The 24,724-nt window shown below is 70.4% G+C and carries 25 protein-coding genes; 8 read left to right on the top strand and 17 right to left on the bottom strand.

Annotated elements, in window-relative coordinates; all coding sequences use genetic code 11:
- Positions 1-13 precede the first annotated feature (13 nt).
- Positions 14-1,486: an ATP-binding protein gene (locus tag ACIQWG_RS25055; RefSeq protein WP_404099720.1), complete on the bottom strand. Its 1,473-nt coding sequence runs from the start codon at positions 1,484-1,486 to the stop codon at positions 14-16.
- Complete coding sequence (locus ACIQWG_RS25050) at positions 1,483-2,172, bottom strand: response regulator transcription factor (protein ID WP_404099718.1); 690 nt, start codon at positions 2,170-2,172, stop codon at positions 1,483-1,485. Before ACIQWG_RS25050 ends, ACIQWG_RS25055 begins: the two co-directional genes overlap by 4 nt.
- 166 nt (positions 2,173-2,338) lie before the next feature.
- Between ACIQWG_RS25050 and ACIQWG_RS25045 the strand changes: the two genes are divergently transcribed.
- Positions 2,339-4,753: an MMPL family transporter gene (locus ACIQWG_RS25045; RefSeq protein WP_404100356.1), complete on the top strand. Its 2,415-nt coding sequence runs from the start codon at positions 2,339-2,341 to the stop codon at positions 4,751-4,753.
- An 18-nt stretch (positions 4,754-4,771) separates the two neighbouring features.
- Here ACIQWG_RS25045 and ACIQWG_RS25040 read toward each other — a convergent pair whose 3' ends face one another.
- From ACIQWG_RS25040 to ACIQWG_RS25020, 5 genes are all read right to left on the bottom strand, one after another.
- Positions 4,772-5,542: a TetR family transcriptional regulator gene (locus ACIQWG_RS25040; RefSeq protein WP_404099716.1), complete on the bottom strand. Its 771-nt coding sequence runs from the start codon at positions 5,540-5,542 to the stop codon at positions 4,772-4,774.
- A 37-nt stretch (positions 5,543-5,579) separates the two neighbouring features.
- Positions 5,580-6,614, bottom strand: a complete 1,035-nt coding sequence (locus ACIQWG_RS25035) for a trypsin-like serine peptidase (protein WP_404099714.1) — start codon at positions 6,612-6,614, stop codon at positions 5,580-5,582.
- 192 nt (positions 6,615-6,806) lie between these two features.
- Complete coding sequence (locus ACIQWG_RS25030; protein ID WP_404099712.1) at positions 6,807-7,331, bottom strand: thiol-disulfide oxidoreductase DCC family protein; 525 nt, start codon at positions 7,329-7,331, stop codon at positions 6,807-6,809.
- A gap of 11 nt (positions 7,332-7,342) precedes the next feature.
- Complete coding sequence (locus tag ACIQWG_RS25025) at positions 7,343-7,750, bottom strand: hypothetical protein (protein WP_404099710.1); 408 nt, start codon at positions 7,748-7,750, stop codon at positions 7,343-7,345.
- A gap of 121 nt (positions 7,751-7,871) precedes the next feature.
- Positions 7,872-8,282, bottom strand: coding sequence for a VOC family protein (locus tag ACIQWG_RS25020; protein ID WP_404099708.1), 411 nt, complete (start codon positions 8,280-8,282; stop codon positions 7,872-7,874).
- Between the two features lie 182 nt (positions 8,283-8,464).
- Here ACIQWG_RS25020 and ACIQWG_RS25015 point away from each other — a divergent pair, with 182 nt between their 5' ends.
- Positions 8,465-9,376 carry a hypothetical protein gene (locus tag ACIQWG_RS25015; RefSeq protein ID WP_404099706.1) on the top strand — a complete coding sequence of 304 codons (912 nt, stop codon included), beginning with the start codon at positions 8,465-8,467 and terminating at the stop codon, positions 9,374-9,376.
- A gap of 5 nt (positions 9,377-9,381) precedes the next feature.
- Here ACIQWG_RS25015 and ACIQWG_RS25010 read toward each other — a convergent pair whose 3' ends face one another.
- The 7 genes from ACIQWG_RS25010 to ACIQWG_RS24980 form a co-directional block, all read right to left on the bottom strand.
- Entirely contained in the window at positions 9,382-9,756 is a 375-nt protein-coding gene (locus ACIQWG_RS25010) for a hypothetical protein (RefSeq protein ID WP_404099704.1), read from the bottom strand.
- A gap of 21 nt (positions 9,757-9,777) precedes the next feature.
- On the bottom strand, positions 9,778-10,254 hold the full coding sequence (locus ACIQWG_RS25005) for a hypothetical protein (RefSeq protein ID WP_404099702.1): 477 nt from the start codon (positions 10,252-10,254) through the stop codon (positions 9,778-9,780).
- 245 nt (positions 10,255-10,499) lie between these two features.
- Positions 10,500-11,261, bottom strand: a complete 762-nt coding sequence (locus tag ACIQWG_RS25000) for a succinate dehydrogenase iron-sulfur subunit (protein WP_404099700.1) — start codon at positions 11,259-11,261, stop codon at positions 10,500-10,502.
- Complete coding sequence (sdhA, locus tag ACIQWG_RS24995; protein WP_404099698.1) at positions 11,261-13,015, bottom strand: succinate dehydrogenase flavoprotein subunit; 1,755 nt, start codon at positions 13,013-13,015, stop codon at positions 11,261-11,263. Before sdhA ends, ACIQWG_RS25000 begins: the two co-directional genes overlap by 1 nt.
- Positions 13,016-13,037: 22 nt before the next feature.
- Positions 13,038-13,520 (bottom strand): succinate dehydrogenase hydrophobic membrane anchor subunit, encoded by a 483-nt coding sequence (locus tag ACIQWG_RS24990; protein WP_404099696.1) that lies wholly within the window; start codon positions 13,518-13,520, stop codon positions 13,038-13,040.
- Between the two features lie 5 nt (positions 13,521-13,525).
- Positions 13,526-13,906 (bottom strand): succinate dehydrogenase, cytochrome b556 subunit, encoded by a 381-nt coding sequence (gene sdhC, locus ACIQWG_RS24985; RefSeq protein ID WP_078504082.1) that lies wholly within the window; start codon positions 13,904-13,906, stop codon positions 13,526-13,528.
- A 188-nt stretch (positions 13,907-14,094) separates the two neighbouring features.
- Entirely contained in the window at positions 14,095-14,670 is a 576-nt protein-coding gene (locus ACIQWG_RS24980) for a 2-oxo-4-hydroxy-4-carboxy-5-ureidoimidazoline decarboxylase (RefSeq protein WP_404099693.1), read from the bottom strand.
- A gap of 215 nt (positions 14,671-14,885) precedes the next feature.
- Here ACIQWG_RS24980 and ACIQWG_RS24975 point away from each other — a divergent pair, with 215 nt between their 5' ends.
- The 3 genes from ACIQWG_RS24975 to ACIQWG_RS24965 all read left to right on the top strand — a co-directional run bounded on the left by ACIQWG_RS24975 (position 14,886) and on the right by ACIQWG_RS24965 (position 17,814).
- Positions 14,886-16,493 (top strand): glycoside hydrolase family 20 protein, encoded by a 1,608-nt coding sequence (locus tag ACIQWG_RS24975; RefSeq protein WP_404100354.1) that lies wholly within the window; start codon positions 14,886-14,888, stop codon positions 16,491-16,493.
- Between the two features lie 88 nt (positions 16,494-16,581).
- On the top strand, positions 16,582-17,085 hold the full coding sequence (locus ACIQWG_RS24970; protein ID WP_404099691.1) for a hypothetical protein: 504 nt from the start codon (positions 16,582-16,584) through the stop codon (positions 17,083-17,085).
- Between the two features lie 117 nt (positions 17,086-17,202).
- On the top strand, positions 17,203-17,814 hold the full coding sequence (locus tag ACIQWG_RS24965) for a hypothetical protein (RefSeq protein ID WP_404099689.1): 612 nt from the start codon (positions 17,203-17,205) through the stop codon (positions 17,812-17,814).
- Positions 17,815-17,835: 21 nt separating this feature from the next.
- Here the strand turns inward: ACIQWG_RS24965 and ACIQWG_RS24960 are convergent, their stop codons facing one another.
- Positions 17,836-18,147, bottom strand: coding sequence for a DUF1877 family protein (locus ACIQWG_RS24960; RefSeq protein ID WP_404100352.1), 312 nt, complete (start codon positions 18,145-18,147; stop codon positions 17,836-17,838).
- 164 nt (positions 18,148-18,311) lie between these two features.
- On the opposite strand from ACIQWG_RS24960, the gene ACIQWG_RS24955 reads away from it, so the two are divergent.
- Positions 18,312-18,695: a hypothetical protein gene (locus tag ACIQWG_RS24955; protein ID WP_404099687.1), complete on the top strand. Its 384-nt coding sequence runs from the start codon at positions 18,312-18,314 to the stop codon at positions 18,693-18,695.
- 78 nt (positions 18,696-18,773) lie between these two features.
- Here ACIQWG_RS24955 and ACIQWG_RS24950 read toward each other — a convergent pair whose 3' ends face one another.
- Together ACIQWG_RS24950 and ACIQWG_RS24945 are read right to left on the bottom strand one after the other, a co-directional pair.
- Entirely contained in the window at positions 18,774-21,410 is a 2,637-nt protein-coding gene (locus tag ACIQWG_RS24950; protein ID WP_404100350.1) for an FG-GAP-like repeat-containing protein, read from the bottom strand.
- 241 nt (positions 21,411-21,651) lie between these two features.
- Positions 21,652-22,539 (bottom strand): septum formation family protein, encoded by an 888-nt coding sequence (locus ACIQWG_RS24945; protein WP_404099685.1) that lies wholly within the window; start codon positions 22,537-22,539, stop codon positions 21,652-21,654.
- Positions 22,540-22,840: 301 nt separating this feature from the next.
- Here ACIQWG_RS24945 and ACIQWG_RS24940 point away from each other — a divergent pair, with 301 nt between their 5' ends.
- On the top strand, positions 22,841-23,458 hold the full coding sequence (locus ACIQWG_RS24940; RefSeq protein ID WP_404099683.1) for an RNA polymerase sigma factor: 618 nt from the start codon (positions 22,841-22,843) through the stop codon (positions 23,456-23,458).
- A 296-nt stretch (positions 23,459-23,754) separates the two neighbouring features.
- Positions 23,755-24,444: a hypothetical protein gene (locus tag ACIQWG_RS24935; protein ID WP_404099681.1), complete on the top strand. Its 690-nt coding sequence runs from the start codon at positions 23,755-23,757 to the stop codon at positions 24,442-24,444.
- The last annotated feature ends 280 nt before the right edge of the window (positions 24,445-24,724 follow it).

Raw genomic sequence — 24,724 nt, 5'->3', positions numbered from 1 at the left:
ACCGCCGGGCGCGCTAGGACCCTGAAGCCGCCCCCGTCGGCAGGACCACCGTGACGGTCAGCCCCTCGCCCGGCGCCGTCCGCACCGCCACCTCTCCGCCGTGCGCCTCGACCACACCGTGCACGATCGCCATCCCCAGCCCGCTGCCCGCACCCCCGCCGGCCCGGAAGAACCGGTCGAAGATCCGCGCCGCGTCCTCCTCGCACAGCCCCGGCCCCTTGTCCTCGACGCACAGGCGTACGACCCCGTCGACCCGCTCCACGCCGAGTCGCACCGGCACATCGGCGGGCGTGTGGATGCGCACGTTGCTCACCAGATTGCCCAGCACCTGGCGCAGCCCCGACTCGTCGGCGCGCACCAGCAGGGCGCCGTCGGCCCCGACCGTGATGGGCCGCTCGGGCTGCTGCACCCGCAGATCGTCGGCGGCGTCACGCACCAGACGGCTCAGGTCGACGTTCCGGAAACGCAGCTCCGGTCGCTGGTCGAGCCGGGCCAGGGTGAGCAGTTCGTCCACGAGCCGCCCCATGCGGTCGACCTCGCCGTTCATCCGCTCCCAGACCCGCTTGCGCTCGGCCGGCTCCGGCAGCATCCCCTTGTCGTACAGCTGGAGGTAGCCGCGTATCGCGGACAGCGGGGTGCGCAGCTCGTGCGAGGCGTCACCGACGAAGCGGCGCAGCTGGGCCGTGCTGCGCTCGCGCGTGCGGTACGCCGACTCCACCTGGTGCAGCATCGAGTTGAGCGCGACCCGCAGCTGCTCCACCTCCAGCGTCGGGTCGCGGCTGGAGGGCACGCGCCTGGTCAGATCGCCCTCGGCTATCGCCGACGAGGTCTCCACCATGTCCTCCAGCGGCCGCATCCGGCGGCGCACGCTGAACATGGTCAGGCAGGCGAGCAGGGCGAGCAGCAGGGTGCCGACGGCGAGGTCCATCCGCAGCGCCTTGCCCATGCCCTCGTGCAGGCCCTCGGTCGGCATGGCGATGAGCACCACGGTGCCGTCCGTCAGCCGCGCGCCGGCCATCCGGTACCGGTCGCCCTCGACCTTCACATCCCTCGGCTCCTCGTCGGCGGCGAGGGCGACGGGGTCCCGCGCGGCGGCGGCGAGCGCGTACTGGCGCGGGGTCGGCTCCAGCGGGCCCAGGGCGACCGGCTTCCCGGCGGCGCCGACCGCGACGTACACCATGGACGGGCTCGGCAGCGGATCCGTGTCCGGCGATCCACCGTCGTGGAACTTGTCCAGCGCGATGCCCAGTTCGCTCAGCGACTCGATCTGCCGCAGGGTGAACCCGGCGTTCCCCAGGGTGGTGCGCGCGTTCTTCAGTTCGGTGTCGACCTTGTCGAGCAGGTAGAAACGCGCCGTCATCAGGCTGATCGCGGTGGCGACGGCGATGCCGACGGCCAGCAGGGCCACATTGGCCAGCGTCAGCTTGCCGCGCAGCGAGTGGATGCCGCGCCGGCGGCCGACGCGCGAGATCCAGGGCGGACTCATGCCAGCCCGTATCCGACGCCACGCCGCGTGGTGATCACCGGCGGTCCCAGGACGTCCAGCTTGCGCCGCAGATAGCTGATGTAGGTCTCCACGACGGTCGACTCGGGCGGGGTGTGCTCGTACTGCCATACGTGGCGCAGGAGTTGGTCCTTGGGCACGATCCGGCCGCCGTTGCGCACCAGGAAGCGCAGCAACGCGTACTCGGTGGGGGTGAGCTCGACGGTGCGGCCCGCGCGGCGCACGCAGTACGTCGTCTCGTCCAGCTCCAGGTCGCCGTATCGGAGCGGTGGTCGCTGCGGGAGCACGTCCGCCTGGCGGGTGCGGCGCAGTACGGCCGTGATCCGGGCGACGACCACGTCGATGTCGAACGGCTTGGTGATGTAGTCGTCGCCGAAGCCGAGGGCGCCGACGATCTCGGCCGGCGCGTCGCGGGCGGTGAGGAACACCAGCGCCATGTCCGGCCGCCGGACCCGCAGTTGCCGCCCCAGCGCCCGCCCGTCGCCGTCCGGCAGCATGACGTCGAGCAGCGCCACCTCGGGGCCGGTGCGCTCGGCCAGGGAGAGCGCCTCGCGGACCGTGCCCGCCGTCATGACCTCGAACCGGTGGTAGCGCAGGGCGATGGCGAGGACGTCCGCGATGGACTCCTCGTCCTCCACCACCAGCACCGTGCCAGAACCCGTCGTCATGCCCCCAGTATCGGCGGCGCCACTGACAACCGGGCGGCTTCCCCGCTTTGGAGTTCCTTGAGAGTCATGGCCGACGCCTGCCACGCGCGCGCGGCGCCGCCAATCCTGTTGCCCAGGACCTGGGGGACCGACCGACACCGAATAAGGAGCGTTGAGCGTGGCGGCATTGGCACGGTGGTGCTATCGGCACCGGCTGGTGGTCCTGTTGCTGTGGTTGGGGGCGCTGTTCGGCCTGGGCGCGGCGAGTTCGGCCGCGGGCACGAACTACGCGAACGTCTTCTCCCTCCCGAACACGGACTCCACGACCGCGTACGACCTGATGGAGAAGGCCTTCCCGGAGCGCGCGGGCGACACCGACACGGTGGTGTGGAAGGTGGACGAGGGCTCGGTGCGGGACGATTCCGTACGGTCCCGGATCGAGCCCGCGCTTGCGGAGATCGGGCGCATGAAGGGGGTCGGCGAGGTCACCGACCCCTACGCGGCACAAGGGGCCGCGCAGATCAGCCGGGACGGGCGGATCGCCTACGCCCAGATCACCTTCACCGAGCAGGCGAACGCGATCCCCATCGAGGTGATCGAGGACGTCGTCGACACGGCCCAGGCCGCCGAACAGGGCGGACTCCAGGTCGAGCTGGGCGGCCAGGCCATCGCCCGCACTCAGGAGCCGCCGCAGGGCATCGCGGAGGCGGTCGGCATCCTCGCGGCGGCGGTCGTGCTGTTCCTCGCCTTCGGCTCGCTCTTCGCGATGCTGCTGCCGATCGTCGTGGCGATCGCGGGCGTCGGCACCGGGATGATCGCGACGATGCTGATGAGCCACGTCACGGACGTGCCCGAAGTGGCCCCGCTGCTCGGCTCGCTGATCGGCCTCGGCGTCGGCATCGACTACGCCCTGTTCATCGTCACCCGGCACCGGCGCGGCATCCTGCGCGGCATGAAGCCGCAGGAGGCGGCTGTGACCGCCCTCAACACCTCCGGGCGGGCGGTGCTGTTCGCGGGCGGCACGGTGTGCATCGCGCTCGCCGGCATGCTGGTGATGAACATGCGGTTCCTGGACGGCGTGGTCGTCGCGACCTCGCTCACCGTGGTCCTCAGCGTGCTCGCCGCGATCACCCTGCTGCCGGCCCTGCTCGGTCTGCTCGGCATGCGGGTGCTCAGCCGCGCACAGCGGCGCCGGCTCGCCGCCGCCGGACCGGAACCGGCCGAGTCGAGCGGGCTCGCGGCGCGCTGGTCGTCGTACGTCCAAAAGCGCCCGCGTCCCGTCGCGGCCATGGCCGTCGTCGTCATGGCGGTCCTCGCGATCCCCGTGCTGTCGCTGCGCCTCGGCGCCACCGACCAGGGCAACCACCAGGAGACGACCACCACCCGGCAGGCCTACGACCTGCTCGCCGAGGGCTTCGGCCCCGGCGTCAACGGCCCGCTCCAGGTGGTCGTCGAGGGCGACGCGCCGCCCGGCCTGGTGAACGGCATCAAGTCGGCCGAGGGCGTCGCCCAGGTGGCCGCCCTGCCGCCCGCGAACGGGGTCACGGTGATCCAGGTCGTCCCGGCCACCTCACCGCAGTCCGAGCGGACGGACCGGCTCATCGACCGCCTGCGCGACGACGTGATCCCGCAGTCGGGCTCCGAGGCCCATGTCGGCGGGGTGACGGCGGTCTTCAAGGACTTCGCGTCGGTGACGGCGGACCGACTGCCGTACTTCGTCGCGACGATCATCGCGCTGGGCTTCCTGCTCCTGATGGTGGCCTTCCGCTCGCTGGTGGTGCCGCTGACGGCCGCGCTGATGAACCTCATCGCGGCCGCCGCGTCCTTCGGTGTCCTGGTGGCGATCTTCCAGTGGGGCTGGGGCACCGAACTGATCGGCGTCGGCAAGGAGGGCCCCATCACGTCCTTCCTGCCGGTCATCATGCTGTCCCTGCTGTTCGGCCTCTCCATGGACTACCAGGTGTTCCTGGTGAGCCGGATGCACGAGGAGTGGGTGCACACGAAGGACAACGCGCGCGCGGTGCGCGTCGGCCTCGCGGAGACCAGTCGGGTCATCAACTCGGCCGCCCTGATCATGATCTGCGTGTTCAGCGCGTTCGTGCTGAGCGGCGACATGGAGGGCGCCATGGCGGGCATCGGCCTCGCGGCGGCGGTCGCCCTGGACGCCTTCATCCTGCGTACGGCCCTGGTGCCGGCCGCGATGCACATGCTCGGCAACGCGAACTGGTGGCTGCCCGGCTGGCTGGAGAAGCGGCTGCCGCACCTCGCGGTCGAGCCGAAGGAGGAGGAGCCGGTGGCCCAGGAGGCGGAACCGGTCCCGGCGGGCCGGTCCTCGGTGGTCCACGGGTTCATCCGGGGCGCCGACGGTGAACCGGTCGAGGGTGCCGCGGTGACGCTGCTGACGACGGGCGGGCGCCGGCTGGACGGGGTGACGTCCCTGGCGGACGGCTCGTACATCGTCTCGGTGCCGGCGCCGGGGACGTATCTGCTGGCGGCGAGCGCCGAGTCGTACGGCTCCCGGGCGGGACAGGTGGTCGTGACGCAGGGGCCGCTGGTGTACGACGTCGAGCTGGCCGAGGGCGAGGTGGACGCCGTCAACTGATCTCGGCGCGAGACGGTTTCAGGGGCGCTCGTCCTCGGCGGGCGCCCCCTTGTCGGCCTTCCTCTTGGCGGGGTCCGGAATGGCGTGGGTCATCCCCGGCAGGAAGTCCGTGAACAGGTCGTGCACCTCGCGCACCAGCGGACGCAGTACCCGGAACCGTGCCAGCGTCACGCCCCGCGCGGTCAGCCGGGCGCCCCGCTCGGCGAGCCGGTAACTGCGCTCGCGGCCCTCGGTACGGTCGAAGATCCAGTACAGGACGAGCCCCATCTGGGCGAGCCACATCAGCTCCGGCAGGACGTCCCGGAGCTCCTCGGGCACCTTGGTCTTCGTCGCACCCGCCAGCACCTGCCGATGGACGCTGATGGCCTCCACGCGCGCGTGCTCCGACTCCGGGGAGAAGGGGCTGAGCGGGCTGTCGGGGTCGGCGGCGTTCTTGAAGAACTGCACCGCGAACTCGTGATACGGCGTGGCGATGTCCAGCCACACCTTCAGCACTCCCGCGAGCCGTGCCTCCAGGTCGGTCTCGCGGGCCAGGACGTCCCGGACCGCCGCCTGGTGCTCGGCGGCGATCCGGTCGTAGAAGCCCTGGATCAGGTGTTCCTTGCCCTCGAAGTAGTAGTACGCGTTCCCGACGGAGACCCCGGCCTCCTGGGCGATCGCCCGCATCGTCGTCTTGTCGTAGCCGCGTTCCTGGAACAGCCGCATGGCCGTCTCCAGGATCAGGGCACGGGTCTGCTCGGACTTGCTGGGTGCGTCGCCCTGTTCAGGGCTGTCGTTCTTCGAGGACACGGAACGAGAGCCTAACGAGTGCCGTTTCGGCCGACCGTCAGGAGGTCTGTGCCGTCTGGTACAGGTTCTGGGCGTCGGCGCCGAAGTAGGGGCCGTACATCCGGTTCGGCAGGAAGTTGTACTTGAAGCTGTTCACCGAGGACAGCAGGCCCTTGCCGGTGGCCTCGTCGAACTGCGTGAACCAGGGGCCGCCGCTGGAGCCGCCGGTCATGTTGCAGTTCATGCCGTGGTCGTTGGACAGCAGGAAGTCCCGGTTGGTGGTGCCGCTGCAGTAGATGAACTTCTCGCCGTCGTACGGGGCGGCGGCCGGGAAGCCGAAGGAGTACATGCGCAGGTTGTAGCCGGTGTTGAAGGCCAGCCCCTGCCCGCCGACGACGTCCGTCAGCAGCTTGCCGTCCAGCGGGGCGACGACGGCCGCGCCGACGTCGTAGTTGATGTCCTCGCTCGCCGTCCACTGCGGGGTGGACAGCGTCTTCGACGCGCTCCAGCGGCCGTAGGGGGCCTGTCCGTCGTGGTAGCCGGGCACGAAGACCCAGTTGGTGTGCCAGGCGCCCTCCAGCTTCACGCAGTGGCCGGCCGTGATCACGGTGCTCTTGTTGTTGCTGGTGACGGCGTTGCCGGAGCAGGACGCCGTACGGCCCTGGTAGCTGAAGAACACTCGTCCCGCGGTGGAGACGACCGCTCCGCCGCCGGTCCACTGACCGCCGCCGTTCGGGAAGGCCATCAGGCCGATGCCGGTGGTCTGCTCACCGGCCGCCGCGGCCGGGGCGGTGGGCGCGACGGTGGTCGCCGCGCCCTTGCGGGGCGCCGAGCCGCTGTCGTGGTGGCCGTTGACGTCCACCAGGTCGAGCGGGGTCGCCTCGCGCATCCGTTCCGCGGTCCAGAAGTCACGGGCCTGCTGCTGTGCGCCGGCCGTCACCGAGCGGACGCCGTTCGGGGAGTCGGGCTTCGGCGCGGCGCCCGCCGGGGTGGCGAGGGTGCCCGCGGTGAGCAGCGCGGTGACGCCGACCAGGGCGCCGAGAACGGGGCGGGGTATACGGGGGATCCGGCGAGTCCGGGGTATGCCTCTCACGCGTACTCCTTCTGCGATGGGGGGACCGGACGACCGGATGGCCGCCCGGCAACCGACAGTCGGTGCGAGTGCGGAGTGGAGAACCTGAGGCAGAGTGCCAACCCGAGCGCGCTTTTGGAAGGGTGCATGCCAGAAACGAGGGGGAATGGCGAGCCGTTCAGGCCGGGTTGATCCGTCCCGCCACCGGCCCCGTCACTTGGTGGCGCAGGTGCCGTCCGCGCATCCCGGCGGGTTGTAGGTCCAGCCCCGACTCGGGGCGTACGTCCATCCGTCGTCCCGTCGGTAGGCCCGCCCGCCCCACTGGCCGCCCCGCCACTTGGCGGCGGCGAGTACGGCGGCCTTGGCGAGCGGCGCCCCGGACCGGGTGCTCAGGCGATGCGCGAGTCCCCTGTGCTCGCGCAGCGCCCACAGTGTGACGATCCAGGCGGCGCCGCCCCGGTAGACCTGCCCGGCGTCGCCCACGACGGTGATCTCGTCGAGGGTGGCCCCGTGATCGAGGCCGGGGAAGCGCCGCCGGGCCCGTTCGGACCCGGCCGGCACCATCTCCAGCGGCACCAACTGGGGCTGCCGTACGAGCCAGTCGCGCAGGAAGGTGCACAGCGAGCACTGGGCGTCGTACAGGACGGTGAGGCCGCGGACCGGGGCGCCGGCCGCCTGGTGGGCGGCCGTGCCGGTGGTTGCGCCGGGGGCCTTTCCGGCGGCTGGGTCGACTGCCATGCCGGCCCCGCTCAGGCCCCGGCCGACGGGGCGACCCAGTCCTGCGGTGCGACCGGGGGCACCTGCTGGCGCTCCAGCATCCCGCGCCGCCGGATCTTGTTGAGTACGTAGACGTTGGCCAGGTGCATCACGCCGAGCACCAGCAGCACCACGCCGAGTTTGGTCGACAGGGCCTCGAAGATGCCCCGGGTGTCGAGGACGGTGTCGTCGTCGCTCAGATACAGCGCGACGAAGCCGAGGTTGACGAGGTAGAAGCCGACCACGAGCAGGTGGTTGACGGCGTCGGCGAGCTTTTCGTTGCCGCGCAGTACGTCGGCGAGGAAGATCCGTCCGTTGCGGCTGAGTGTGCGGGCGACCCAGACGGTGAGCGCGATGCTGACGACCAGGTAGATGACGTAGGCGATGACCGTGCGGTCCATGGCCTCCCCCTTCTTGAACGCGTTCAAAACGCTGACAGGGATGACTGTAGGCCCTGCGTTTGAACGTGTTCAACTCAATTGACTGAGGCCTGCGTCACGCCGTCTCCGGCCGGTACCGCCGTCAGGGCCTGCGTGCGAGCTCCGGCCGTTTGGAGTAGTCGGTGAACCCGATGACGTTCCCCCAGGGGTCGGCGATCTCGACGGTCCAGCCGGTCGCCACGGAGAAGGGCGGGTCGAGCGGGTCGATGCCGTTGCCGCCCAACGCCCGCGCGGCGCCCCGCGCGTCCGGCACCTCCAGCCACACGCGCGGGGACGGCCACGGCGGCGGCCGATGCCCCACGGCCTCCTCCTGCCGCAACAACAGCCCCGGCGTCTCACCCCCGACCTTCAGGATCGCGATCCCGGCCTCATCGAGCCGAAACCCGACGGTGAACCCGGCCCGCTCGTAGAACTGGACGGCTTCCGCGAGGTCGCCGACCGGTAGCAGTACGTTGTCGAACCCGAGATGCTCGTACGACTCGTCATCTGACATATCGTCAGGGTAAGGCGATGATCGGTCGGAATCGGGGATTGATCGCTGAGTACGACTCATGCACCCCGGACGTGTTCGCCGGCGTGATCCTGAGCCGGCTGTAGCGGTACCTCCCTCCGGCCCGGGGACGTCCGCCCCCCATACTGAACAGCGCTCAGTGGCGTGTGGGGAGGGCGGGCTTCGTGCGACGAGTGCTGTCGGTGCACTTCGCGCCGTGCGCGCTGTTCGTCGCGGGGGTGTTGGCGCTGGTGCGGGCGGGGAGTTTCCAGGGCAGGAGCGACTGGCGTGCGGTCCCGCCGGAGCGCCCGGCAACCGCCTTGGGCGTGCTCCTCACGATCACCGTGTGCGCGCTGATGCTGGGCCTTCTGCTCCAGCCGTTCCAAGTGCGTGCCGTGCGCGTGCTCGAGGGTTACTGGGACCGCTGGCCATTCACGGCGGTGCTCGCCAGCCTCATGATCGGACTACAGCGCCGACGTAGGGACGCCCTGGCCAGGCGAGCCGATGTGCCGGTGCGCGGTGCCGGCGCCCGGCGTGTACAAGCCGATGCCCGGCGTCGCCTCGCGGCTCAGCCACCGGCGGACGTGCTGTTGCCCACCACACTGGGGAACGCATTGCGAGCCGGAGAGATCTCTGCCGGGGAACGGTACGGTCTGGCAACGCTGGCCTCATGGCCGCGGTTGTACCTCCAAGTCTCGGAGCGCGCCGCAGCGCTCCTGCGATCCTCCCGTGACGCCCTCGATGCGGCTGTGAACCTCTGTTGGTCATGCCTGGCGCTGAGTGGAACAGGTGCCTTGGCGCTGTACGACGAGCCGTCGTCATGGTGGCTGTGCGGCCTGGGCCTCGGCCTTGCCGCGATCGCGTACAAAGGCGCCGTGACGGCGGCCCAGTCGTACGCGGGACTGATGCACGTGGCCTACGACCTGTACCGCTTCGACCTGCTGGAGGCTTTGCACTACAGTCTCCCGGCCGATCCTGATGCCGAAGAGGAGATGTTCCTCCGCGTCTCGGACCAGCTCATCGGCGAGCGGGGAGCCGATCTGCCTTACGACCACCGGCGCGCCCGGCAGCGAGGCCGTGACACAGGCAGTCCATAGGGGCATCAGTCCTGGGCACCATTGCCTTGCGTCCCGGCAGTGGGGAGCCAGGGCTTCAGCGCCTCAAGCCATGCGTCCACGTCCTTGGACTCCTTGCATTGCGCCAGCAACCAAGGAGACAGGTGGAGGAACGGGCAGGGGATCTGCTGTCCGCTCCGCCAGATGTGCCGATGGACCACGGAGCCCAGTGCCGACCGCAGTTGCTTGGTCAGGACGGCATCCTTGCCTTCGACCGCCTGCTGGTAGGCGTCGGGGAGTCGGACGGCGGACCTGAGTGAGTGCAGGGGAGCACCGGTGGCTCGATATTGGAGTTCCGCACCGCAGGCGGGGCATGGTTCGCCCAGTATGCGTGCGCCAGGGAGTACCGCGTCGTGCAGCATTTTTCCTCCAGTTCGGTCGCATTACGGGATCTCGTCCGCTCCGGAAGGCGGCTTCATTTTGAGAACCCAGGCGGCGTCCGCAATCGAGCCGACCAACACGATGACCGACGCCGTCCAGCGCCATACGGCCTGTTTGCCGCAGTCGGGCGGGGCCAGGGAGGCCGCGACGCCAAGACCGAGCAGCAAGGTGCCGACGTTGTAGAAGCGCACTGCCCTGGTGTTGCGTGTCCCCCACATGCGCATGGCGAGTCGGTGTTGGGACCGGACGTAGGGCTCGGGCGCGGAGCCGTCCCCCTGCCCTTTGAACCACTCACAAAGCTCGGCGTATGTGTAGAAGTAGTACCGCGCGTTGTAGCTGAGCTGCATGCTGAAGATCAACGTCATCGAGGTGATCACCAGCAGGACCAGCGTGGGACCAGGCCACAGGAACTCGTCCGCCGCTCCGGCGACGACGCCGGCCAACGAGAGCGCTGCTGCCGTGAGCAGGGGGGCTGCCACGAAGTGGGCTTCTTTCACTGCGGTCCCGTGCCCCAGCGCCGGGGGAACGTCTGTAACGTGCCCCGGCTCCGGCGTACCTGTGGCCACGGTGTTCTCCCCCCGACACCCCGCATCTGCGGGACGTTCCCCGATCGGAGTGTGACTGCGGAAGGCCTCCTTCAGTAGGAGCCCGAACCAGCCAAAAACACCAGAGGGCCCTGTTCCCGAAGTGACGGGAACAGGGCCCTGATGTAGATCTGCGAGACTCAGAACCGCCGAGTGATCAGCGCCTTCTTCACCTCGGCAATGGCCTTCGTGACCTCAATCCCGCGCGGACAGGCATCCGTGCAGTTGAACGTCGTGCGGCACCGCCACACGCCGTCCTTGTCGTTGAGGATCTCCAGCCGCTGCTCGCCGGCCTCGTCGCGCGAGTCGAAGATGAAGCGGTGGGCGTTGACGATGGCCGCCGGGCCGAAGTACTGGCCGTCGTTCCAGAAGACCGGGCACGAGGACGTGCACGCCGCGCAGAGGATGCACTTCGTCGTGTCGTCGAAGCGCTCGCGGTCCTCCGCCGTCTGGAGGCGTTCGCGGGTCGGCTCGTTCGTGTCCTTCGTGATGAGGAAGGGCATGACGTCGCGGTACGCCTGGAAGAACGGCTCCATGTCGACCACGAGGTCCTTCAGGACCGTCAGGCCCTTGATGGGCTCGACCGTGATCGGCTTCTCGGGGTTGAGGTCCTTGATGAGGGTCTTGCAGGCAAGACGGTTCTTGCCGTTGATCCGCATCGCGTCCGAGCCGCAGATGCCGTGGGCGCACGAGCGGCGGAAGGTCAGCGTGCCGTCCAGGTCCCACTTGATCTTGTGGAGGCCGTCGAGGACGCGCTCCTTGGGGTCGATCTCCAGCTCGAAGTCTTCCCACACAGCCTCTGCGGAGACTTCCGGGTTGAAACGGCGGACCCGGAACGTGACCGTGATGTACGGGGAGGCCGCGGACTCCGCCTCGGCCTTGTCCATAACGGGGGTTGCCATCAGTACTTACGCTCCATCGGCTGGTAGCGGGTCTGGACGACCGGCTTGTAGTCGAGACGAATGGACTCAGTGCCGTCGTCGCCCACCTCGCGGTACGCCATGGTGTGGCGCATGAAGTTGACGTCGTCGCGGTTCGGGTAGTCCTCGCGGTAGTGACCGCCGCGGGACTCCTTGCGGGCGAGGGCGGAGACCGCCATGACCTCGGCCAGGTCCAGGAGGTTGCCGAGCTCGATGGCCTCCAGCAGGTCGGTGTTGAACCGCTTGCCCTTGTCCTGGATCGAGACGTTCTTGTAGCGCTCGCGCAGCTCCGCGATCTTCTCGACCGCCGTCTTGATCGTCTGCTCGGTGCGGAACACCATGACGTTCGCGTCCATGGTCTCCTGGAGCTCCTTGCGGAGCACGGCCACCCGCTCGGTGCCCGTCGCCGCACGCAGGTGCTCGACCTGGTCGATCACCAGCTCCGCCGGGTTCTCCGGCAGCTCGACGTAGTCCGCCTTCTGCGAGTACTCCGCCGCCGCGATGCCGGCCCGGCGCCCGAAGACGTTGATGTCCAGCAGGGAGTTGGTGCCGAGGCGGTTGGCGCCGTGCACCGAGACGCAGGCGACCTCGCCCGCCGCGTACAGGCCCGGGACGACCGTGGTGTTGTCCGAGAGGACCTCACCCTCGACGTTCGTCGGGATGCCGCCCATCGCGTAGTGGGCCGTCGGCTGGATCGGGATCGGGTCCGTGTACGGCTCGATGCCCAGGTAGGTGCGCGCGAACTCCGTGATGTCGGGCAGCTTGGCGTCCAGCTGCTCCGGCGGGAGGTGCGTGAGGTCGAGGTAGACGTGGTCGCCCTCGGGACCGCAGCCGCGGCCCTCACGGATCTCCGTGTAGATCGAGCGGGAGACGACGTCACGGGACGCGAGGTCCTTCATGACCGGCGCGTACTTCTCCATGAAGCGCTCGCCGTCCTTGTTGCGGAGGATGCCGCCCTCACCACGGGCGCCCTCCGTCAGCAGGATGCCCATGCGCCAGATGCCGGTCGGGTGGAACTGGAAGAACTCCATGTCCTCCAGCGGCAGCCCACGACGGTAGACCGCCGCCTGACCGTCACCCGTCAGCGTGTGCGCGTTCGACGTCACCTTGAAGAACTTGCCGCAGCCACCGGACGCGTAGATGACGGCCTTCGCCTGGAAGACGTGGATCTCGCCGGTGGCGAGCTCGTAGGCCACCACGCCCGCCGACTTCTTGACGCCGTCGACCTCGGTGATCAGCTGGTCCAGGACGTAGAACTCGTTGAAGAACTCCACGCCCTCCTTGACGCAGTTCTGGTACAGCGTCTGGAGGATCATGTGGCCGGTGCGGTCCGCCGCGTAGCAGGACCGGCGGACCGGGGCCTCGCCGTGGTTACGGCTGTGACCGCCGAAGCGGCGCTGGTCGATCGTGCCGTTCGGGGTGCGGTTGAACGGCAGGCCCATCTTCTCCAGGTCGAGGACCGAGTCGATGGCCTCCTTCGCCAGGATCTCGGCGGCGTCCTGGTCGACCAGGTAGTCACCGCCCTTGACCGTGTCGAAGGTGTGCCACTCCCAGTTGTCCTCCTCCACGTTGGCGAGCGCTGCGGCCATGCCGCCCTGCGCGGCGCCCGTGTGGGAGCGGGTGGGGTAGAGCTTGGTCAGCACGGCGGTGCGGCTGCGCTTCGTCGACTCGATGGCCGCGCGCATGCCCGCGCCACCGGCGCCGACGATGACGGTGTCGTACTTGTGGATCTTCATCAGTAGTACCTCAGCCCCGTGCCTAGCGGATGTTCGGGTCGAAGGTGAAGATCACCAGCGTGCCCAGCAGGATGGTGAACACCGTGGCGGTGTAGAGCAGGCCCTTCAGCCACAGGCGGGTGTTCGCGCGCTCCGCGTAGTCGTTGATGACCGTGCGCAGGCCGTTGGCGCCGTGCAGCATCGCGAGCCACAGCATCAGCAGGTCCCAGACCTGCCAGAACGGGCTCGCCCAGCGGCCCGCCACGAAGGCGAAGCCGATCTTCGACACGCCGCCGTCCAGCACGAGCTGGATCAGCAGGTGGCCGATGACCAGGACGACCAGCACGATGCCGGACAGACGCATGAACAGCCAGGCGGCCAGCTCGAAGTTGCCCCGCGTGGACTTCGGGGTCTTCTTGGTGCGCTGGCGCGGGGCCTCGATGTAGGGGGCCGGATTGTCGACGTTGTAGAGGGACTCGCCCTCGACCGGGCCGATACCGGTGGCGGACTTCTCACTGGTGGACATGCGCGTCAGCTCCCGAACAGTTCACGAGCGGCGTGGCCGAGAACGGGGTAGATCGCCCCGAGCATCAGCACCAGCCAGAGGCCGACGACGGACCAGAGCATCTGCTTCTGGTAGCGCGGGCCCTTCGACCAGAAGTCGACGGCGATGACACGCAGGCCGTTGAGCGCGTGGAAGAGGATGGCGGCGACGAGGCCGTACTCCAGCAGCGCGACGATCGGCGTCTTGTACGTGGCTACGACCTTGTCGTAGTCCTCGGGGGAGACACGCACGAGAGCGGTGTCCAGCACGTGAACGAACAGGAAGAAGAAAATGAGGACGCCGGTGACTCGATGAGCCACCCAGGACCACATTCCTTCCCGGCCGCGGTACAGCGTTCCAGCCGGCACGGAAGTTCCTCCGGGAGCGGGGATCGGGGCCTGCCGGCTTGTGCTGTCGGTCGGGCCCGGCCGGGTACGGTCCACCGGCCCCCAGCATCGTAGCGATGAGCTGGCGCTGGGCTGAGCCGGGGTCTGGTGGTGTGATCAAAGTGGCACGCGGATGGGTGATTTGCGGCCAATGGGGTGATCGGTCCGCTTCAGAGGCCGGGTGCGGCGCCGTAGGGGCTTGTCGCGCCGTTCCCCGCGCCCCTCAGGGCGTGAATCAACCGCGCCTTTGCCAGGCGGCGGAGCTCCTCGGCCGCGACCACCCGCTCCTCCTCCGGATCGTTCGCCAAACGTGACCGGATCCCGGCCAGCACCTGATCGAGCGCTTCCGTCGCGCGCAGGCCGTCCATGCAGATAATGAAGGCATGCCCGAATTTGGACTCATATGCGGCGTAGGCGGCACTGAGGGCTGTATGGGCCGCCGCGTAGGCGCCTTCCGGCAGCGCGGGCAACGTTTCTTCCGCCAGCGCCTCCGCCAGATCCCCCGGTGTCAGGTCGTACGCCGCCTCGTCGGACGCCGCCAGCAGGGAGCCGACGTCGGGGTAGGGGCGGTGTGCCGCGATGCGGTCGGCCCAGCGGGGGCTGTTCAGGCAGGTCAGCAGGGTGTGCCGGATCTCGTCGGCGCCGGCGGTGTTGAAGGGCTCCAACGCGTCCGGGGACGGTGGAGTGCGGGTCTGCTCGGGCAGCGACGGTATGGCGAGTCGGCCGGGAAGGTGTGTGGGCGTCACGTGGGTTTCGGTAGGGGAATCTGGGGGAGGAGTGGCGCCACGTTACCGAGTGTGGGCATGACGTGTCCGACGGATGCCCGAATTTCAGCCGAACGGGAGAGTTTCGGAACGTGGGGTGGACGGCCGTGGATGGACGCAGGGCCTAGGTTGGCGCCGTGAGTCAGCACAAGCACAGGCGCCGGGCACCGGCGAAGAGCGCCCTGAAGCAGACCTGGGTGCTGATCGTCGCGGTGCTCGTCGTGACGGTCGGGGCCGGAGTCGGCCTCGGACTCCTCGCGGGCGGTGACGACGGCGAGTCGGCCGGATCGCGGCAGCAGGGATCCGCCGCGGGCACCTCCCAGGCAGCCCCCAGCTCCGAGCAGGGCAGCAGCCCCACACCGTCACCCACCCGGTCGTACGCGCTCTCCAAGGCCCCGCAGACCATCCCGGCCGTGCGCTCGCACACCGCCGCCCGTGGTCCCGGCTGGCGTCCCGCGAGCGGGGAGCGGGTCGTCGTCAGCGACGCCGGTCTCGCCGACGAGGGGCGGCTCATCGCCGGCGAGCTGGGGCTGACGTACGGCGGGGAGAAGGACGACGTGCGCGCCGGGGACGTACGGCTGGAGCTCAAGGGCGCCAAGGGCGCCGACCCCGAGTCGTACTCCATGACCGTGCGCGACGGGCGTGTCTCGATCAGCGGGCCCGGCGAGGCGGGGGTCTTCTACGGGACCCGGACGCTCAAGCAGGAGGTGCACGACGGCGGTACGGCCCCCGAGGGCGTCGTCCGTGACGAGCCCGCCAAGCCGGTGCGCGGGTTCATGCTCGACATGGCCCGCAAGTTCTTCACCGCGGACTGGATCGAGGACCGGGTGCGGGAGCTGGGCGATCTGAAGTACAACCAGCTGGGCCTGCACTTCTCCGACGACCAGGGCTTCCGGATCGCGTCCGACTCGCATCCCGAGATCGTCTCCCAGCAGCATCTGACCAAGGCGCAGGTCAGGAAGATCGTCCAGTTGGCCGAGAGCCGGCACATCACGATCGTGCCCGAGATCGACTCGCCCGGGCATCTCGGTGCCGTCATCGCCGCGCACCCGGATCTCCAGCTGCGCAACGCGAGCGGTGCCCCGACCCGGGGCGCCGTCGACATCTCCAAGCCCGAGTCCGCCGAGATCGTCGACGACCTGCTCAACGAGTACGCCGGTCTCTTCCCCGGCAGCCAGTGGCACCTCGGCGGCGACGAGTACCAGGCGCTGGTGGTCTCGAACCCCGAGGCGTCCTACCCGCAGCTCGCCGCCGCGGCCCGGGAGGCCTACGGCTCCGGCGCCGGTGTCGCCGACCTCGCCACCGGATGGCTCAACGACCGCGCCGCCACCGTCCGCGCCCACGAGCGCACCCCGCGGGCCTGGAACGACGGGTTCTTCCGGAACACCTCGGTCCAGCCCGACAAGGACATCCAGGTGGCCTACTGGACGGGCAAGGAGATCGGGGCCCGGCTGCCGGTGGAGTACCTGAGCACGGGCCGGAAGGTCATCAACTACAACGACGAGTTCCTCTACTACGTGCTCGGCGAGCCGCAGACCTTCGTCTACCCGACCGGCCAGCGGATCTACGAGCAGTGGACGCCACGGGTCCTGCGGGGCACGACGGCCGTGCCGGCCAAGTACGACAGCCAGATCCTGGGCGGGTCCTTCGCGGTCTGGTGCGATCTCGCGAACTCCCAGACGCAGGCACAGGTCGCGGCCGGAATCCGGTTGCCGCTGGCGGCGACGGTGCAGAAGCTGTGGGACCCGGGTAAGCCGAAACTGACCTGGGCCGAGTTCAGGGCGCTCGCGGACCGGCTGGACTGAGCTGTGGATTGACCCAACCTGCTGCGAACCCCTGTGCGACTGTGGTGTATTCGGCCCGAGCCGAACCGATCAGCCAGGGGGAACCGGGATGGGCTACTGGGGGTACTACGTAGTGGGCCGGGCGGAGCGACCGCTCGCGGAGCTGGACGCGCTGGCGGGAGCCGAGGGGTTGACCCTGCGCGAGGAGGCGCCCGGCGGCTGGCAGGTGTGGGAGTACCCGAGCGGCGACGGCGAGCTCGGCAACATGAACGACCTGGCCCGCGAGACCGCGGCGCCCGCGCTCTTCGGCTACGTCATGGACAGCGCGTCGGTGGTGGTGGAGGCGGCGGCGCCGGAGAGCGGGGCGTGGACGACCTGTCTGGCGCGGGCCGCGATGGCCCGCTTCCTCGGCGCCTCGGACGAGGGGCTCACGGTGGAGGACTACTTCCTCGAACCCCCCGACGCCGCCGAGCGGGCCGTCGCCTGGGCCGTCGAGGCCGGACACGAGGTGAACGCCGAGTCCGTGGTCGACGTACTCACCGCCGAGGCGGATCCCTTGGCCGAAAACCTGTTCTTCCGGCTGCTCGACCGGCTCGGCGTCGTTCCCCTGTGACAATCCCGGGTCGTCGCACGCAGTAAGGGGAGGTGTGGGCTCCGTTAAGGACGGTGCCTGCCAGGGGCCTGTGCGGGGGCCCCGACCCTCACAACTCACCCGCTTAGGGAGGCGTGGATGAGCCTGGTGGAACTGATCGCTCAGGCCGACGAACGCGGACTGGCCGTCAGCGGGTTGGCTTGTTTGGATCGATGCGTGCCGCTGCTCGGCGGTGACGACGAGGCGCTGCGGCCGCTGTGGGCGAACCTGGCGAGCGGCGGGGACCCCGCCGAGTGGGGCGAGCTGCTGGAGCAGGTGCGCGGGAAGCTGGGCGTCGCGGAGGTCGTGGACGACACGGACATCGAGGACGAGGCCGCGCTGCTCGCCCGGCGGATGCTGGCCGCCGCCCCCGCCGTACGGTCCGCCGCCGAGGCGCGGATCTGGGCCGACGCCTGCTCCGTCGCCTCCCTCCAGATACACCGGCTGCTCGACCCCGCGGAGGACGACCTCGCCTCGGACGGCGCTCCGCCCGAGGCCCTGGACTCGGTCCGGGCCGGCGGGACGCCCGCCGTGGGCCGTACGGAGGGCATGTCGCCGCTCGTCGCCGCCGAACTGCGCCGCCAGGTCAGCGTCCTGGAACTGCTCGCCGGGCATGGCGCGGGCGGGCTGCGCCGGGCGCTGGAGGTGTCGACGGAGGGGCGGCGGGTGCTGCGGGCCGTGGTGTCGCGGCGGGCCCGGGGCAGGGGCTGAGGCGCGGCCCGCCCCGGCCGGTCAGTCCAGCAGCCACTTCACGACCGCGTCGCCGTACTGGGCCGTCTGCGCGTAGAAGGCGGTCAGGTCGCGGTGGGTCGCCGCGAACAGGCCGCGCACCTCGGGTTCGGCGTCCGGTGCGGCGTAGGGCCGCAGCAGCCGGGTGCGCGCGTGCCGCCACAGGTCGTCGAAGTCGGCCGCCCTGAGGAACTCGGCGACGCCGGTCACCTGGGCGGCGGTGAGCAGCAGGAACGGCGGCAGGGTCGGGTCGGTGGGGAAGGCCGGGCGGCCGCCGAGGATCACCCGGGTGCGGGGGCCGTCCGGGCTCATCAGTGACTGGAGCGCACGGGGGGCGGCGAAGCGTCACTCCCGGGTAAACCTGGTTCCTGCGGGAGTCCTGTGACTGTCGTGGAAGCGCGGTGCGGCGGTCCTGCACCGGTCCCGGGAAATCGCCGGATCCGGGTGACGAATCGCAGGTCGGACACGCTCTCCAGGGTGTGACGACTCAAGCGGAGACCAGGCCCGCAGCCGCGACCAAGCCGGTGCGGTGGGCGGCGGACGCGGTGGCGACGATGCGCGAGGGAGCCCGGCTGCGGCTCGACTACTCGGAGCAGAGCCTGTGGCGGGTCGATCGGATGATCGAGAGCCTGCGCCGCGAGCGGACACCGTACGCCGCCGTGGAGAGCACCCTGCGCGGCTTCGGTGCCTACGCCGGTGAGGTGATCGCCCGTCAGACCGGCGCCGAATGGTGGACGACCGGCGGCGACCACTGGATACGTACGCCCGACGGGCGGATGTGGGACCCGATCGACGAGGCGCGGCGCTGCTTCGCGGGTGACGGGTCGCTGCGGCTGCTGTGCCGGGACGCGACGCTGCGGTAGTGCGACGGGCCGGACATGGCCCGGCCGGGATCCTGTGAAGGGGCGGGATCCCGGCCAGGTCAGGCCGTTCTCGGCCGGTTACGGCGTCAGCGTCTGTCCGAGGTGGGCGTCGGTCGGCGTGCCCAGCGCGGTCTTGCTGTGGATGACCGCCTGGCTGTAGCCGAGGCCCGTGCTGTTGCTCGGGAGGTACAGGACGATGCCGTCGGTGCCGTCCTCGCCCTCGGCGCCGAGCGTCAGGGCCGCGCGGCCGTACCCGGACAGGTCCGTCAGCGACACGGCGGAGCCGAACAGGTCACTGCTCTCCGCGGTGCCGGGGACGCCGGTCGTGTCCTGCGAGAGGCGGATCGAACCGGTGCCGGTCAGGCCGGCCGTGGTGCCCCTGACCAGCAGCACGTCACCGGCGTTGGCCTGGTTCACGCCGCCGCGCGGGAAGTCCTCGCCGGGGACGCCGGTGAGCGCGTCGGCGAGTCCGTCGGCGTTGAAGTCGCCGACCGAGACGGAGGCGCCGAACAGGTCGCCGGACTCGTTGCCGCCGGCCACGTTCGCGGTGTCCTGGTGGATCGTCGTCATGCCGGTCGTGGTGAAGCCGGTCGACGTGCCGGGGACCATGGTGATCTGGCCGCCCGAGAGGCCGCCCGACTCCGACGCGACCGGCTGGCCGATGACGATGTCGTCGTAGCCGTTGCCGTTGACGTCACCCGCGGCGAGGGAGCGGCCGCCCCTGACGGAGATCACGCCGGCCTTGGTCAGGCCGGTCGCCGAGCCCGCGAAGCGGACCACGCGGCCGATGCCGCCCGTGTCGCGGTAGTTGAGGGCGACGTCCGCGTAGCCGTCCCGGTTGAAGTCGCCGGTCGCGGCGTCCAGGTAGGCGACGGCGGCGGTGGCCGTGGTGAGCGTCCCGGACGTCGTCGCGCCGCCGGTCAGCCGTACGTGCCAGTTGCCGCCCTTGCCGGTGCCGGCCGAGAACACGTCCGCCTTGCCGTCGCCGTTGAAGTCGCCGACCGTGACCGTCGAGCCGAGCTTGGCGCCGGTCGCCGTGACGGTGCCCGACGTGGTGTACGAGAAGCCGGTGTTCAGCGCCGGGCCGTACATGACGACGACCTGGCCCCGGTCCGCGTGACCGCTGGTGTCGTCCTCGCCGGGCGCGCCGATCGCGAGGTCGGCGTAGCCGTCGCCGTTGACGTCCCCCCAGGCGGAGGCGGCGCCGAAGTTGTCGCCGGACTCGTGGGAGCCGGGGACACCGGTGCTGTTCTGGGTGAGCGTGCGCCTCGACGCGGGCACCGGACCGGCGAGACCGCCCGGGACGACGGTCAGGGTGCCGCCGCCGCTCAGCGCGCGGGGCGTGCCGGCCACCAGGTCGGCGATGCCGTCGCGGTTGAAGTCCGAGGTGGCGAGGGCATGCGAGATGCCCGGGGTCTTGGCGACCTGGGCGATCCGGGTGAGCTGCGGATAGAGGTTCGCGCCGGGGCAGGCCGTGTTGTTGGTGTCCCGGTGGCCGAGGACGCGCGGCAGCGTGACCGAGGTGCCCTTCGGGATCTTGTTGCCGCTGTAGCCCTGGTCCACGCCCGAGGTCAGCGCCACCTTGCCGGTCGGGTCGATGCCGTACATGCCGAACTTCCAGGCCACGATCCGCGCGATGGCGTCCAGGCCGGCGCGGCTGGGCTTGGCCGTCTCGAAGTTGCCGATGTACGAGATGCCGACCGTGTTGGTGTTGAACCCGGCGTCGTGCGCGCCGATCACCGGCAGGTCCGTGCCGCCGCTGCGGCCCTCGAAGATCTGGCCGCACCTGTCGACGACGAAGTTGTAGCCGATGTCGAAGTAGCCCTGGCTGAAGTGGGACTGCTGGATGGTGCGCAGCCGGGCCCGGGAGTCGGCGCAGGACACGGTGTTGTCGCCGTCGACGCCGGTGTGGTGGATGACGGCGGCCTTGATCTCGGTGCCGTACTCCGGGTTGCCGTCGTAGTTGGTGGACGCGCCCCACTCGGCCTGCGTGATGATCGGCGGCTTGACGACCTTCGAGGGGCGGGGCGCCGGGACCGTGCTGGTCGGGGTGGGGGAGGCGGTCGGGGACGCGGACCCGGTGGGCGTACCGGTCGCCGTCGGGGTGTCCGTGGGCGCCGGGGAGTCGGTCGGGGTGGCCGACTGCGACGGTGTCGCCGGGTCCGTCGGCGTCGGGGTCGGGGTCTGCGTGGCCGGCGCCGTGGTCTCCTCCGCCACGAAGGCGGCCGGGCGTATCGCGCCCTTCGGGTCGGTGCCCGGGTCCAGCAGCTTCACGTCCATGCCGGAGGGCTGGCCGGCCGCCTCGGTGCCGTCCGCGCTCACGACGCGCACCTCGACGCCGTCGGAGTCGCCGGTCCACACCGACTCGGTGCCGCCGCGCAGGGCCGCCCGGGTGCCCTCCTCGCCGTCCGCCTGGCTCGGTTCGAGGGTGACCTTCTGCCAGCCGGACCACTCGCCGGTCTCGATGTCCCGGGTGCGCACCTCGGGCGTGCCCTTGGCCTTCGCCTCGGGGTCGTTCCAGGTCAGCACCACCGCGCTGAAGCGGTCGGTGTCCTGCCTGGACAGCCCCTTGCGGCCGGAGCCGCGCTCCTTGAGCTTGAGCGTGTGGACCGACGGCCCGCGGCTGTCCCGCTGGGTCTCGGCCGGCGCGGACGGCTCCGCGACGGCGTACGTCACGACCCCCGCGGCGCTCAGGACGACGGCTCCCACCGTCAGCCACGCACGTCTCTTGAGACCGAGCGGTTTGTACGCATGGGTCCTTCGAGGACTCAACTACCCCACCCCTACCAAATGGTCACCATCGCATCACCTGTCACACAGGTGGCATCTACAGACAGCGCACGGGCGGGAAAATTCATTACTCGTCAGCAGCAAGGCGGCAATGAGCGGCTATGGCGGGTGACAAGGCGACGGGGCCGACCCCTCGGCGGGACCGGCCCCGTCGCCCGATGGGGCGTCAGGCCGCCCAGACCTCGGCGTCGTCGGCCGGGACGGTCGTGGCCAGGCCCAGTTCCTTGCGGGCGGCGACCGTCTTGTTCGGGTCGATGCCGCCGAAGGCGGAGTCGTAGGCGATGTAGAACGCGTCGGCGTCGGCGGCGTTCGCGGCCTTCTCCCAGTGCTCGGCGGTCTTGGTCAGCTGCTCGCGGAGCTTGCCGACCTCGGTGCCCTTGACGTCCTTCAGCCCCTGAAGGTGTGCGTCGAGAGCGTCCGCCACGGCCTTGGCCTGCGCCTTGTAGCCCTTCAGGTCCTCCTCGACGTTGTCCTTCTCGGGCTGGTTCGCCCAGAACGCGTCGTAGACCCCGTTCGAACCGGTCAGAAACGTGCTCTGCTCCGGCTTCAGGGACTTCGAGGTGTCCAACGAGCCCTTGAACGTGCCCGACTCGTGGGTGTACGTGCAGCTCACCGCGCGGTCACCCGTCGACCAGCTCTCCTTGGTCGGGGTGTAGTAGAAGACCGCGACCCCCTTGGGCAGAGCCCAGGTGTCCGGGGCGAACTTGCCCGCCTCGACGGGGCAACGCTTGTCGGCGATGGCCGAGATCGCGTCGTCGCCGGGGTACGCGGACCCCTGGTCGATCTTGAAGTCGCCGACGACCTGAGCCGTGTGCGCCTCGGCGCAGGGGACGATCTCGACGAGGACCTCGGTGCCCTCGCCCTTGCTGTTCGGGTTGTAGCAGTCGCCGGTGGCCAGCGAGAACACCGAACGCTGGCGGGCCACCTTCTTCGCGCCGTCCTTGGCGCTGTCGACGGCGTCCGAGACGTCCGAGCATCCCACCGCGCCGATCGCGAGCAGGGCTACGACGGTGGATATGCCGCGAAGGGAGCGATATGGGCTGCGGATTGACATGACGTTATATCCCTTTATATGAGCTCAGAGGTGGGTCGCGACGCATCGTATGCCCTTGCTGTGGCGGAGCTGTGCGATGGTCGCGGCGTCTGTGACTCCCGGTGGGCCGCAATGGTTGTAGGCGGTCGGCCACGAGTTCCGGCCATCGCCCGCCCGGGGCGGGCCGGGGCCCGGGTGCTGCGTGGGCACCCTGTGACACTTCTGTGTGCTCGGGCGCTGTTGCCGGTGAAAGGACGTGGGCAAGGGTGGGCGCGCCGTTGGGCGCCGTTTCGCCGCGAACCGGTACGGACGAGGACAGTTCTTGGGCCAGGGAGGCGAACCCCGCCGCGTACGCGCGCATGACGGGGAGCTGGGCTCGGCCGTCGCGCGGGCCCAGGAAGGCGACGAGGCCGCGTTCGCCGTGGCGTACCGGCTCGTGCAGCCGGCGCTGCTCGGGTTCCTGCGTGGGCTGGTCGGCGACGACGCGGAGGACGTGGCGTCCGACGCCTGGCTGGAGATCGCCCGGGACCTCGGCCGGTTCAAGGGCGACGGTGCCGGGTTCCGGGGCTGGACCGCGACCATCGCCCGCCATCGGGCGCTGGACCATCTGCGCCGGCAGAAGGTACGGCCACGGGCGTCGGCGCTGGAGCAGGACCTGCTGGAGTTGCCGGGTCCGCACAGCACGCACCACCAGGCGCTGGAGTCGATCTCCACCAAGGCCGCCCTGGAGCTGGTCCGGGGGCTGCCGCGGGACCAGGCCGAGGCGGTGCTGCTGCGGGTGGTGGTCGGTCTCGACGCCCCCGCCGCCGCCCGTGTCCTCGGCAAGCGTCCGGGCGCCGTGCGGACGGCCGCGTACCGGGGGCTGAAACGTCTATCCAAGCAGCTGGGCGTCGCAGGTGTGACGGATGAGGGCCCCCGAACGCTGGGGGAATCGAAATGAACAGTGAGTGCGACGGCGACGGCCATGGCGGTGCACCGGCGCTTCGGTGATCCGAAGCCGGGTGGACGGTGAGTCGTACGGGGCGTGCGGGACGTACAGGCTCCATGAGCCTGTGAATCACAACTGTCACATGAGTCACGCAGGCCACACGGGTTGCACCGTCACAGAAGCAACACGCGCAGCCACGAGCGCGACAAATGGCCTGCCAAGAAGGTCGGACAGGAACGGGAACGGACATGGGTGAGCAGCGGAACGGCGGTGGGTCCCCCGGCCGTCGGCGTGTGCACCCTGACGGCATGACCTCCGGCCCCGTCTCCGGCCAGGTCCTGGCGCTCGACGACGCCGAGCTGGAGGCGCTGCTCTCCGCCGCCGTGCTGCGCGGCTACCGGCCGGACGCCGAGGGTGAGCAGCGGGCCGTGGCCGCGTTCCGGGCCGCCCGGGAAGCGGGCGCGCACCGGGCACGCACCCGGCGCCGGGACGACTGGCGGCCCCGCGAGCAGCGACGCCTCGCCCTGTCGGGGCGGACCACGCTCTCCGTGTTCCTCGCGAGCCTCACGCTGGGCGGCGTGGCGTTCGCCACGATCGGCTCGTCCGACTCCTCCGCCGAGGACAAGGGCGGGGCCACCCCGTCCGCCGGCGCCCCCGACCGTCCGGCCACCGAGCGGCCGACACCCGCCGGCTCCGCGCGGCCCGACCACCCGGCCACCTCGCGGGACACCGAGGCCAAGTGCCGCGCCTACGACCAGCTCAAGGACAGCGGCCGGGCCATGGACTCCACGGCCTGGCAGCGGCTGGTCGGCATGGCGGGCGGCGAGGACAAGGTGGCGGCCTACTGCGCCGGGCGGCCCGTGCCTCAGAGCGATCCGACGGGCAGGGCCGCCAAGAGCGGTGCCACCGGCGAGGCCGAGCGGGGCGGTGCGGCCGACAACGGGCCGAGCCGCGGCGAGAAGGAGAAGTCCGGCGGCAACGCCGGAAAGAAGGACTGAACCGGGCGCGGGCGCGGCGCGGTCACCGTCCCGCCCGTCAGGTCGTAGGGCTCCGGCGGGGCGGCGGAGCAGGTGGGGCAGCGCGCTCAGCGACAGAAGACATTTTCCGCGCCGGTGGCTCGAATCGGGCGGGCATCCGCAGAGGGCCACTTTGATGCCGTGTGAATATCGGCCGCGATGGCGGAAATTACCCCCTGGGTCTCTTGTCCTGAACCCGATAGTGCGGGAATTCCTTTGGCGGGACAGGAGTTGGGCCGTACCGAAGCGGTGATCTCGCATT

The organism is Streptomyces sp. NPDC098781 (genome assembly GCF_044759995.1).
In the GTDB taxonomy this organism is placed as follows: domain Bacteria; phylum Actinomycetota; class Actinomycetes; order Streptomycetales; family Streptomycetaceae; genus Streptomyces.
The sequence above is the reverse complement of the archived record's forward strand: the minus strand, read 5'-3'. Positions and strand labels throughout refer to the sequence as shown.

Excerpts from the sequence above, each read along its gene's own strand:
- ACIQWG_RS25025 (WP_404099710.1), bottom strand. The coding sequence starts at position 7,750 with ATGGACCGCACGGTCATCGCCTACGTCATCTACCTGGTCGTCAGCATC.
- ACIQWG_RS25000 (WP_404099700.1), bottom strand. The coding sequence starts at position 11,261 with ATGGCAACCCCCGTTATGGACAAGGCCGAGGCGGAGTCCGCGGCCTCC.
- ACIQWG_RS25055 (WP_404099720.1), bottom strand. The coding sequence starts at position 1,486 with ATGAGTCCGCCCTGGATCTCGCGCGTCGGCCGCCGGCGCGGCATCCAC.
- ACIQWG_RS24990 (WP_404099696.1), bottom strand. The coding sequence starts at position 13,520 with ATGTCCACCAGTGAGAAGTCCGCCACCGGTATCGGCCCGGTCGAGGGC.
- ACIQWG_RS25010 (WP_404099704.1), bottom strand. The coding sequence starts at position 9,756 with ATGCTGCACGACGCGGTACTCCCTGGCGCACGCATACTGGGCGAACCA.
- ACIQWG_RS24970 (WP_404099691.1), top strand. The coding sequence starts at position 16,582 with ATGGGCTACTGGGGGTACTACGTAGTGGGCCGGGCGGAGCGACCGCTC.
- sdhA (WP_404099698.1), bottom strand. The coding sequence starts at position 13,015 with ATGAAGATCCACAAGTACGACACCGTCATCGTCGGCGCCGGTGGCGCG.
- ACIQWG_RS24965 (WP_404099689.1), top strand. The coding sequence starts at position 17,203 with ATGAGCCTGGTGGAACTGATCGCTCAGGCCGACGAACGCGGACTGGCC.
- ACIQWG_RS25050 (WP_404099718.1), bottom strand. The coding sequence starts at position 2,172 with ATGACGACGGGTTCTGGCACGGTGCTGGTGGTGGAGGACGAGGAGTCC.
- ACIQWG_RS25020 (WP_404099708.1), bottom strand. The coding sequence starts at position 8,282 with ATGTCAGATGACGAGTCGTACGAGCATCTCGGGTTCGACAACGTACTG.
- ACIQWG_RS24945 (WP_404099685.1), bottom strand. The coding sequence starts at position 22,539 with ATGTCAATCCGCAGCCCATATCGCTCCCTTCGCGGCATATCCACCGTC.
- ACIQWG_RS24935 (WP_404099681.1), top strand. The coding sequence starts at position 23,755 with ATGACCTCCGGCCCCGTCTCCGGCCAGGTCCTGGCGCTCGACGACGCC.
- ACIQWG_RS25030 (WP_404099712.1), bottom strand. The coding sequence starts at position 7,331 with ATGGCAGTCGACCCAGCCGCCGGAAAGGCCCCCGGCGCAACCACCGGC.